Source organism: Methylobacter sp. (genome assembly GCF_036845245.1).
Taxonomy (GTDB): domain Bacteria; phylum Pseudomonadota; class Gammaproteobacteria; order Methylococcales; family Methylomonadaceae; genus Methylobacter_A.
This window is the reverse complement of record NZ_DAIUEH010000060.1, coordinates 18,188-28,140: the sequence shown is the minus strand read 5'-3', so window position 1 is coordinate 28,140 and position 9,953 is coordinate 18,188. Positions and strand designations below refer to the sequence as shown.

General features: G+C 46.5%; 11 protein-coding genes. 3 read left to right on the top strand and 8 right to left on the bottom strand.

Annotated elements, in window-relative coordinates; translation table 11 throughout:
• Positions 1–171: 171 nt before the first annotated feature.
• A complete protein-coding gene (locus V7051_RS20870) occupies positions 172–393 on the bottom strand; it encodes a hypothetical protein (protein WP_333878306.1) in 222 nt (73 codons plus the stop codon).
• The gene (locus V7051_RS20865; protein WP_333878304.1) at positions 390–1,205 is read right to left on the bottom strand and encodes a hypothetical protein; all 816 of its coding nucleotides are present in this window, start codon (positions 1,203–1,205) and stop codon (positions 390–392) included. Before V7051_RS20865 ends, V7051_RS20870 begins: the two co-directional genes overlap by 4 nt.
• A 238-nt stretch (positions 1,206–1,443) precedes the next feature.
• Between V7051_RS20865 and V7051_RS20860 the strand changes: the two genes are divergently transcribed.
• A complete protein-coding gene (locus V7051_RS20860) occupies positions 1,444–2,781 on the top strand; it encodes a hypothetical protein (protein ID WP_333878302.1) in 1,338 nt (445 codons plus the stop codon).
• Here V7051_RS20860 and galU read toward each other — a convergent pair.
• The 6 genes from galU to htpX form a co-directional block, all read right to left on the bottom strand.
• Complete coding sequence (gene galU, locus V7051_RS20855) at positions 2,778–3,659, bottom strand: UTP--glucose-1-phosphate uridylyltransferase GalU (protein WP_333878300.1); 882 nt, start codon at positions 3,657–3,659, stop codon at positions 2,778–2,780. The genes V7051_RS20860 and galU overlap by 4 nt on opposite strands.
• Before the next feature lie 212 nt (positions 3,660–3,871).
• Entirely contained in the window at positions 3,872–4,648 is a 777-nt protein-coding gene (locus V7051_RS20850) for an alpha/beta fold hydrolase (RefSeq protein ID WP_333878299.1), read from the bottom strand.
• The gene (locus tag V7051_RS20845; RefSeq protein WP_333878296.1) at positions 4,648–5,367 is read right to left on the bottom strand and encodes a DUF445 domain-containing protein; all 720 of its coding nucleotides are present in this window, start codon (positions 5,365–5,367) and stop codon (positions 4,648–4,650) included. Before V7051_RS20845 ends, V7051_RS20850 begins: the two co-directional genes overlap by 1 nt.
• A complete protein-coding gene (lpdA, locus tag V7051_RS20840; protein ID WP_333878294.1) occupies positions 5,364–6,824 on the bottom strand; it encodes a dihydrolipoyl dehydrogenase in 1,461 nt (486 codons plus the stop codon). The genes V7051_RS20845 and lpdA overlap by 4 nt, the downstream gene beginning before the upstream one ends.
• Before the next feature lie 60 nt (positions 6,825–6,884).
• Positions 6,885–7,115: a DUF2835 domain-containing protein gene (locus V7051_RS20835; RefSeq protein ID WP_333878292.1), complete on the bottom strand. Its 231-nt coding sequence runs from the start codon at positions 7,113–7,115 to the stop codon at positions 6,885–6,887.
• Positions 7,116–7,208: 93 nt separating this feature from the next.
• Positions 7,209–8,084 carry a protease HtpX gene (htpX, locus tag V7051_RS20830; protein WP_333878290.1) on the bottom strand — a complete coding sequence of 292 codons (876 nt, stop codon included), beginning with the start codon at positions 8,082–8,084 and terminating at the stop codon, positions 7,209–7,211.
• A 114-nt stretch (positions 8,085–8,198) separates the two neighbouring features.
• On the opposite strand from htpX, the gene V7051_RS20825 reads away from it, so the two are divergent.
• Both V7051_RS20825 and V7051_RS20820 read left to right on the top strand, forming a co-directional pair.
• Positions 8,199–9,326: a PQQ-dependent sugar dehydrogenase gene (locus V7051_RS20825; RefSeq protein ID WP_333878288.1), complete on the top strand. Its 1,128-nt coding sequence runs from the start codon at positions 8,199–8,201 to the stop codon at positions 9,324–9,326.
• Complete coding sequence (locus V7051_RS20820; protein WP_333878286.1) at positions 9,319–9,918, top strand: NUDIX domain-containing protein; 600 nt, start codon at positions 9,319–9,321, stop codon at positions 9,916–9,918. Before V7051_RS20825 ends, V7051_RS20820 begins: the two co-directional genes overlap by 8 nt.
• The last annotated feature ends 35 nt before the right edge of the window (positions 9,919–9,953 follow it).

Below are 9,953 nucleotides of genomic sequence, written 5' to 3'. Positions count from 1 at the left end.
TGAGTTACCGGGATTTAGTTCATTCTTCAGACTCATTTATCTATTGGAAAATACTGTTATCGTCAATCTTATGCTTCCCCCATGTGCTCAAGGTGGATGCCTGGGGAATCAGCATTCCGGTAAGTCGCGAAGCGTATGTTAATCGTAACGCAGGGCTTAATGTCGTAAAGATCACGACTCCCGGTATTTGTACAGCCATGGCTGCATCGCCAAAGAATCAACGGATATGATCATATTTGCCGCAGCCACCAGTGCCAGATAATGGTCGGCGGATGCCTTGCACCAATCCCCCAGGTTAACGATGCGGTCCGGATGATTATTCGATAAACCTTCAGGCAATGGTTGAGTCAGCAAAACGCAAGCTTCGGTTTCTCTCAACACATCTTCAGTCATTTTGGCAAAAAAAGCTTCCGGCATCGAACGAATAGGTGTGGATATGCCAACCCCTGAATCAAAACTACTTTTCTGCCTTGACTCATTTCGCCTAATATCGATTTCGCTTCCATAACAAGTGCCGTCGGTAGACGCAAATCGGGCAGTTTTTCGGCGGAGTCGACACTTTCAGGATCAATACCCAGATTGTTCAGGTAAAAATCAATCAAAGGTAAGGCGTTATATCCTTCCATGCGAAGTAATGCGGAAAAATCCCAATAAGCATCATAACCACAAAGACTGTCTAAGGTAATGGAGTGTCCCTGGACATAAGCAATTGCAGGTGCACGGGCCATTATGTTTTCTGTTCCCGGTCGTGCATTCCAGGCAAGAATGGCATGAACTTCGACCGCCCCAATCGCTTCAGTCACCCGCCGTATTGCAATTTCCACAGCAGAAGACCCTACCAGCGTATCTCCCAGCATTGTTCCGACCCCATTGAGTAATGCCAGCTTAATCGGCTCATGACGTTTTTCTATTGGCCGGTTACGGATAATATTTTGTAATTGCATAACAAGATCATGACCCACAGACCATGGCGTAATTGCAGGAGGAAGAATCCGCTGAATTTCCGGCGTGTTGGGCAGAGTAACGACACCAGTTTCACCCAGAGTTTCTCTAGCATGAATCACCTCCCAGACAATATTTCCGCAGTAAACGTTTTTTGTCGGTATTTGCAACGTGGCGAGGGCATCCAATGACGGCGGCAATAGTTCATGCTGTTTATGAGGCAATTGAAGGGTAACGTTATTTTTGACGTAGAAATACTGCATGACGGTATGGTTCTGTTGATATTGAAGCAGACAGCCCGGATGCTGAAATCAGCGATAATTTCAGGCGGCCAAAAGTTATTGATCAAGTATAACGCGTCTGCACTCTGTTTCCCAAGAACGCTGCTAAGATAGCTGCACTTTATGACAGGCAAAGGCTTGCTCTACAAAGCAGGGCTTTTCTGTAATAATTTGTCGGCTAATCAAGTCATCATACAACCAAGGCCATATTAAAATTTGAATGAGTTCATTCCCGCAAACTGCTACCGATCACGATTACCCCAAATTGGCCGCTGAACCCGACACCGAATGCCGTTATATTCCGCTCGACAGGGAAGCCATGCGCAACGCACTACGGCAGCAATTGAATGATCCTTCGCTGTACCGTATGTTGATTGAAGAACGCCCTCATCAATTCGCCGAAGCTATCGTTTTGGTCGCTGAAAGCAGCATACGAAAACAGCATGACATTATTACCGCCATAGAAAGCGTAATGAGTATGCCCGCTTATCAGCAACTTGTTCTGGCTTATGCCCCCGCCACTGCCCAATTCATTCCCAAGGCGCACGGGGTTTTCTTCGGCTATGACTTCCATCTAAGCCCCAAAGGCCCTCAGTTAATTGAAATCAATAGCAATGCCGGAGGCGCTATGCTCAACGCAATTTTGGCTCGTGCGCAAACGGCTTGCTGCAATCCGGCTTTAATAAACACGGTTAAGGCCCAAAATCCGGAACCGGCATTCATCGCGATGTTTATTGAAGAATGGCATGCCGAACGCGGTCAGCAACCTTTGCATTCAATCGCTATCGTCGATGGAAATCCACCCGCCCAATTTATGCTGCCGGAGTTTTTATTGTTCAAAGAATTGTTCGAGCAAAACAATATTAATACCGTTATTTGCGATCCTTCCGAGCTTGATTACCGGAATGGAGGTCTTTGGTATGGTGATATGCGTATAGATCTTGTTTATAACCGCTTGACCGACTTCGGCCTGGAAGCGGGAGCGCTGCAACCATTACGCGAGGCTTACCTGACCAAAGCCGTCGTCATCACGCCCCATCCAAGAGCTCATGCGCTCTATGCAGATAAAAGAAATCTGGCGATATTGACTGATGAATCCGTATTGAGGGATTTGGGGATTGCCGCCGAAACCAGAGCCCTGCTTCTTAAAGGCATTGCTCACACAGACTGCGTACATAAGGAAGACGCAGAAACCTTATGGGCCAGGCGTAAACAGCTATTTTTTAAACCAGCCAAGGGCTACGGCAGCAAAGCCGCATACCGTGGCGACCGAGTGACCAAAAGGGTATTCGGTGAGATTATTTTACAGGGGAATTATGTCGCCCAGGCCTTGGTGCGACCTACCGAGCGGCAATTGAAAGTGGACGACGAAATGATCGATCTTAAGCTTGATCTGAGGCAGTATGTTTACAAAGGACAGTCCCAATTGACCAGCGCCCGTTTATATCAGGGACAAACCACCAATTTCCGCACTCCAGGCAGCGGATTTGCCGGGGTTATAGCGATTTCAGACGATAACAAGGGCGACCGCGACCGGGCCGCCCTTGCACTCACTTAATCGAGAGCCAGGTTTTTTAAATAATCCCGGAAATCGACTTTCAACTCGTCATGGTCCAAACCGTATTCAACGGTAGCCTGCAAATAACCGAGTTTTGATCCGCAATCATAGCGTTTGCCTTCAAACTCATAGGCTAACACCTGCTCATCAGTCATCAATGCGGCGATAGCATCGGTCAGCTGAATTTCGCCACCGGCGCCGCGTTCTGTTGTTTCAATCTTTTTAAAAATCGCAGGCGTTAATATATAACGTCCGACGACGCCTAGATTTGAAGGAGCCCGCTCAGGAGCAGGCTTTTCAATAATCAGTTCAACCTGGCCTACCGACGGAGATAATTCCTTGGTTTTTACAATGCCGTATTTATCGGTTTCCTGCGGATTGACTCTTTCTACGCCTAATATGCTGCACTGGTTTTTATCGTATTGTTCGACCATTTGAGTCAAGCAGCCATCACCTTTACGATTTGTGATCAAGTCGTCGGCCAGGATAACGGCAAACGGTTCATCACCAACCACAGACTTGGCACAATGCACAGCATGACCCAGTCCTAATGCCTCCGGCTGACGAATAAACACGAAAGACACATTCGGCGGCACCATTCCCCGGACCATTTTCAATATTTCAGTCTTGCCACGGATAGTCAGCTCATTTTCCAACTCGTAAGCCTTGTCAAAGTGATCCATGATGACGTTTTTGGTACGACCCGTAACAAAGATCATTGTGTCGATGCCGGCTGCTACGGCCTCTTCAACGCAATACTGGATCAAGGGTTTGTCGACAATCGGTAACATTTCCTTTGGGCTGGCTTTTGTAGCTGGTAAAAAGCGGGTCCCTAAACCCGCAACCGGAAAAACCGCTTTTCTTATTTTTTGGTTCATTTAAAACTCCGATAAGACATATCATTAAAAATTAGATGCCATGCTAAGCATCTGGTTATCCCTACCCTTAAAAAGAGCGATTGTAACTACTAAATTGATTTCCAGGAAAGGATATCCCGAAGTTAGGCATTATTACTTACCCGAAGACACACTTCTGTCGTCGTTATGTATCGGTATATTCTTTACCACGGTTACCGCTTAAATAGTTCTATTTATTCAAAAACTAAAAAGTCTTCAACCAGCGCCGTAAAAATATCCGGTTGTTGTACATGCAGCCAATGTCCGGCATTGGCTATTGTGTTGTAAGCCGCAGCCGGAAATAATGATTTTATATTTTCCGGCTTAACGAAGTCTGAATCGGCCCCAGCAATAAATAAGGCGTGGCCGGTAAAAGGCGCCAAATGATCGGCATTGGGAAAAGCAGCAATATTGGACGCCATCCGCTGAAAAATATCCAGGTCGATCCGCCAACAATATTTAGCGTCTTTCAAAATCAGATTCTGCAACAGAAACTGGCGATACCCCAGTTCGGGTATATGGGGCGCAAGCAGCGTTTCGGCCTGTTTACGGTTGGTTATTTCAGCCAGCGGCAGCGCTTTTAATGCCAGGACAGTGTTGTCGAAGCTATGGCTATAACTGACCGGTGCGATATCGGCCACAATGAGTTTGTTTACCCTGTCCGGATGTGTAAGCGCCAACCACATGGCGACTTTACCGCCCATACTATGCCCTAACAAGCCGGCTGTCGCCAAACTGTTATCATCCATAAACCGTAACAAATCGGCGACCATGACCGGATAATCCATTAATGGATGATGCGGCGATGCGCCGTGATTACGCAAGTCGGGAAGATAAACATGAAACCGTGCGGCCAGTCTTTGCGCTATTTGCCGCCAGTTACGCGACGAAGCAAAAAAGCCATGCAGTATAATCAATGGGCGGTTATCCGGGTTGCCGAATTCCTCAAAAGCCAGCTTTACTGTTTCCATCAGGCAAAATTGAACAATGCGCCCATTAAGCCGCCGAAAATGCCACCCCAAACTACCAGCCAGCCCAAGTGTTCGCGAATGATAGACTGGACCATTTCTTTAACCAGCTGCGGGGTTAATTCACTCAGGCGTTTATCGATGACCGATTCAATTTTGTCGACAATATCACCACCGATTTTGTGTGCATCGAGTCCCTGTTTTAATGCAACTTTAAACCGGTCGGACTCAACCACTTCAGCCAAGGTAATTTTCATTTTTTCGATAAAAGGCTCTTTTAACGGCGCCAGCGCTTCTTCGCCGCCCATCATCATTAACATGCCGCCGAAAGAAGAGTCCATAATCGAAGACACCAAGCCTTGATACACCTTGTCATAATCGACTGCATTCAACAAAGGCTCCAGGTTCAGCAGGTTTTTGCCTTGCTGTTCCTCGGTCTCAATAAACTGTTCGATGTTGCTGGCGGTGAAAAACTGTTGCATCATCAATTGTTTGATCGACAGTTTAAACTCTTCAAACCGGTCCGGTATAACGCCGGAACCATATAGATAAGGTACTTTCTCAAACAGCATGTAAATAGCCAGCCAGTTGGTTATGGCTCCTGACAGCGCAAAAAAACCGATGGATTTGATGAATTCCGTCGAGCTAACGTAGCCGATAAAAATGATAATAACTGCGAGAAAATTGGTAACAAAGCTTTTGTTTTGTAATTGTTCTTTCATCGTTTCTTGATAAATAAATCAGTAATAGTGCCTTCAATCATTTCAGCTGAAAAGCCCAATGTTTCGGCCAAAGTTGGATGCGCGTGCACCGTTAATGCCAAATCTTCAACACTTGCGCCCATCTCTAAAGCCAATACGGCTTCGGCAATCAATTCACCGGCATTAGTGCCGACGATGCCTGCTCCGAGAATACGGCCGGTTTGTTTGTCGCTCAGCAATTTAGTCACGCCTTCTTTGCGCCCGATGCTTAATGACCGCCCGCTCGCCGCCCAAGGAAATGCGGCTTTTTCATAAGCGATGTCTTGCGCTTTAGCGGTATTTTCAGTCAAGCCCATCCAGGCTATCTCAGGATCGGTATAAGCGACAGAAGGAATGGTTAAGGCTCTCCATTCGGTGGATTTACCGGCAATCACTTCAGCCGCTATTTTACCTTCATGAGTGGCTTTATGCGCCAACATCGGGTTACCCACGACATCCCCGATCGCAAAGATATGTTTCACATTGCTGCGTTGTTGCTTATCGACGCTGATAAATCCGCGCTCGTCGACTTTAACACCGGCTTTGTCGGCATCGATTAAATGACCGTTGGGGCATCTGCCCACTGCGACCAGTACTTTATCGAATACATCGGTTTCGGGTACGTCTTTGCCTTTATCGCCAGGGATGGTGTGTATGCCGCTAGCCAGCCGGGAGCTGGCGCGGTCAAAAGTGACTTTTAAGCCTTCCGGCAAGGCTTCAATACTTTTTACTTGGGTTTCCAGGAAAATATTGTCATATTGCTTTTTGATCCGTTGCATTAACGGCCTGACCAGATCCTTGTCACAACCGGGAATAATCTGATCCTGCATTTCTACTACGGTGATTTTACTGCCCAGCGCGTTATAGACTGTCGCCATCTCCAGGCCTATGATGCCGCCACCGATAATCAACAGCTTTTTCGGGATACTTTCAAGATTGAGCGCATCGGTGGAGTCCATCAATCTGGGATCGTGATAAGGAAATGATGGTATTTTTACCGGCTGTGAACCGACGGAGATAATGGCTTGCGCAAACTCTATAGTCTGAGTGTCGTCGCCGTCTTCAACCAGTACCTGTGTGTCGGAAATAAACCGTCCGATGCCTTTAACAACCGTAACATTGCGCTGCTTTGCCAGCGCTGCCAAGCCCGCAGTTAGCTGGGAACTGATATTGTTTTTCCAGCTGCGCAGCTTTTCCAGATCGATGCCCGGTTCGGCAAAACTGATGCCCGCAGGATTGATTTCTTTGGCTTCATTTAGTACCGCAGCCACATGTAATAGAGCTTTCGAAGGAATGCAGCCGACATTCAAACAAACTCCGCCTAAAACCGGATAACGCTCAACCAAAGTGACTTGTTTACCTAAATCGGCCGCACGAAATGCCGCCGTATAACCTCCAGGGCCACCGCCCAACACTAAAACTTCTGTTTTCAATTGCACACCTTCAAGTTAGAGTAAGGAGAATTTATCGGTATATCAAAAGCCGATAAACATGACTTTTTATTTCAGCTTTTTAATGCTGATGAATTTATTTTCGGGTGTTAATTCCATTTCAAAATAACCGTTGATGCCCTGCTTAGTCAAAAAAGATTGAATCCTGCCCGCCGGAAAAGCGATTCTTCTACCATCATCGGCCAGAACGGAAACATTTTTGGCTATGCCTTGATAAACTTTAAGATATTGGTCGTATGACAGTTTTAAAGCAAAGCGGATATATTGATGTTGGCTCATGATGTAGGGGCGACTTAGCCTAAAGCGCCTATTTTGGTAGTCGCCCGGTGTTGTGTTAAAGGGCGACTAAAGGCGCCCTTACAGTAAGTTAATTTAACGGCTGTTTTGTAACGCAGCAATTCGCTCTTCCAATGGCGGATGGCTCATAAATAACTTACTCACGCCCCCACCGTTAATGCCGAAGGCCGCCAATTGTCCCGGCAGGTCTTCCGCTTCGTGGCCGCGCTGCAAGGCACGCAGAGCGCCGATCATTTTTTCCCGTCCGGCCAGGTTGGCGCCGCCGGCATCCGCCTTAAATTCCCGGTAACGGGAGAACCACATGACCAGCATCGAGGCCAGAATACCTAAAACAATTTGAGCCGCCATCTGGGTGATGTAATAGGCAGGCCCATAACCGCGCTCGGTTTTAAACACAACACGATCGACAACATGACCGATGATCGTGGCAAAAAAGTAAACAAACGTATTTACTACGCCCTGCATTAATGCCATTGTTACCATGTCACCGTTAGCAACATGGCTGATTTCATGGCCGACAACGGCTTCAACTTCATCGGTATTCATGTTTTGCAATAAGCCGGTGCTGACCGCTACCAACGCGCTGTTTTTGCTCATGCCGGTAGCAAAAGCATTCGATTCAGGGGTTTGGAATATGCCGACTTCCGGCATGCCGATTCCTGCTTGCCTTGCTTGCCTGGCCACGATGTCAATCAGCCATTGTTCGGTTTGATTTTGGGGTTGGTCGATAACGTGTACGCCCATCGCCCTTTTGGCCGACCATTTGGACATCGCCAAAGAAATTACGGAACCGGTCATACCGATTATTGCAGACATGACTAAAAGAGCATTCAGATTTAGGTCGATGCCTTGAGCATCCAGAGTGCCGCTTAAGCCTAAAACATTAAAAATAATACTAACCACAACTAATATTGCCGCATTGGTTGCAAGAAAAAGAAAAATGCGCATCATATGTTTGAGCCTTTTGAGAATGTTAAGGTTTAATCTATATGGGGGTTGAATAACACATTCCAACCCCATAAAAGTACGAACATAACTTAAAGTTTATTAACGGAGGGTATCCTGATGCATATTATAAAAGCAATATTATTTGCCTTGTTTTTAATTAATCCTTGTTCAGCCTTTGCACTACAAAAAAGTTATCAGGACGTTTTAAAGCAACTGCATGCACCCGCAGGCTTCACTCTATCTGTTTTTGCCGACAATCTACCCAATGCCCGCAGCTTGGCGCTGGGTGATAACGGTGTTGTGTTTGTAGGTACCGGATCCGGAGACTCGGTTTATGCGGTACAAGATAGTAATAATGATGGTGTAGCGGATAAGCGTTATGTGATCGCCAACCATTTATATATGCCCAACGGCGTTGCTTACAAGGACGGTTCACTCTACGTCGCCGAAATTAATCGCATTATTCGTTTCGACCGCATCACGCAACAATTAGCCAATCCGCCTAAACCCGTTGTAGTTTACGATCAATTCCCGTCAGACCAGCATCACGGCTGGAAGTACCTGCGCTTTGGTCCCGATAATAAGCTATACACCGCAGTCGGAGCGCCGTGTAATATTTGTGAGCCTGAAAAAGCGATTTATTCCTCTCTGTTCAGGTTAAATGCCGACGGTAGCGGTGATGAGATTCTTGCCAGGGGTATCAGGAGCTCGGTTGGCTTCGACTGGCAACCGGAAACTAATTCCTTGTTTTTTACCGATAACGGCCGCGATGACATGGGCGACGATCTGCCGCCCGATGAACTTAATCAGTGGACGACTGTTGGTGAGCATTTTGGATTCCCTTATTGCCACGGTGGCGATATCCCTGATCCCGTGTTTGGCACCGATAAAAAATGCGAGCAATTTACCGCGCCGGTGGGGAAATTCAAAGCCCATGTAGCACCGCTGGGAGTGCGCTTTTATCGAGGCAAGCAATTTCCGTCCGAACTTAAAAATCAGTTGTTTGTGGCGGAGCACGGTTCATGGAACCGGTCTGTGCCGCAAGGTTATCGTGTCGTTTTGATAAAATTCAATCAGGGTAAACCTGTCGCTGAACAAGCATTTATCGACGGTTGGTTAACCAAAGACCACAATGTGCTTGGACGCCCCGTCGATATTCTGGAAATGCCCGATGGCAGTTTGTTAATCAGCGATGATAAACTCGGAATCATTTATAAAGTTGAGTACAAAGGCAACAATGGATAAAAAATATGAAATTCTAAACAAGGAAGTCATTTATCAAGGTTTTTTCCGCGTAGAAAAATACCGCCTTAAACATACGATGTTTGGCGGAGGATGGAGCCCTGAAATAACGCGCGAGTTATTCATGCGAGGCAGTTGCGTTGCAGTTTTGTTATATGATCCTGATGCCGATAAGGTGGTGTTAATCGAACAATTCAGAGTTGGCGCAATTTTAAACCCTGATAAAGCTTGGCTCGTCGAGATTGTTGCGGGAGCGATTGAAGAAGGAGAAGTTGCAGAGCAAGTCGCTTATCGAGAGTCTCTGGAAGAAGCCGGTTGTGAAATTCAACAATTGATGGTCATCAATGAGTTTTATACTACGCCGGGTGGTTCATCCGAATGGATTACCCTGTTTTGCGGCAAAGTGGATAGCACACAAGTTGGCGGTATTCATGGCTTGGACCATGAGGATGAAGATATATTGGTACGTGCCGTTGATTTTGATGAGGTGTATTTTATGCTGAAAAATGGCGAGATAGAGTCGGCAATACCTATTATTGCAATTCAATGGCTGGCATTAAATCGGCAAAATCTCAAACTACAATGGGGGATATAAAAATAGGTTTAACGCTTTTACTTAAAAACTGTAAC

Excerpts from the sequence above, each read along its gene's own strand:
- V7051_RS20870 (WP_333878306.1), bottom strand. The coding sequence starts at position 393 with ATGACTGAAGATGTGTTGAGAGAAACCGAAGCTTGCGTTTTGCTGACT.
- V7051_RS20865 (WP_333878304.1), bottom strand. The coding sequence starts at position 1,205 with ATGCAGTATTTCTACGTCAAAAATAACGTTACCCTTCAATTGCCTCAT.
- V7051_RS20860 (WP_333878302.1), top strand. The coding sequence starts at position 1,444 with ATGAGTTCATTCCCGCAAACTGCTACCGATCACGATTACCCCAAATTG.
- galU (WP_333878300.1), bottom strand. The coding sequence starts at position 3,659 with ATGAACCAAAAAATAAGAAAAGCGGTTTTTCCGGTTGCGGGTTTAGGG.
- V7051_RS20850 (WP_333878299.1), bottom strand. The coding sequence starts at position 4,648 with ATGGAAACAGTAAAGCTGGCTTTTGAGGAATTCGGCAACCCGGATAAC.
- V7051_RS20845 (WP_333878296.1), bottom strand. The coding sequence starts at position 5,367 with ATGAAAGAACAATTACAAAACAAAAGCTTTGTTACCAATTTTCTCGCA.
- V7051_RS20835 (WP_333878292.1), bottom strand. The coding sequence starts at position 7,115 with ATGAGCCAACATCAATATATCCGCTTTGCTTTAAAACTGTCATACGAC.
- htpX (WP_333878290.1), bottom strand. The coding sequence starts at position 8,084 with ATGATGCGCATTTTTCTTTTTCTTGCAACCAATGCGGCAATATTAGTT.
- V7051_RS20825 (WP_333878288.1), top strand. The coding sequence starts at position 8,199 with ATGCATATTATAAAAGCAATATTATTTGCCTTGTTTTTAATTAATCCT.
- V7051_RS20820 (WP_333878286.1), top strand. The coding sequence starts at position 9,319 with ATGGATAAAAAATATGAAATTCTAAACAAGGAAGTCATTTATCAAGGT.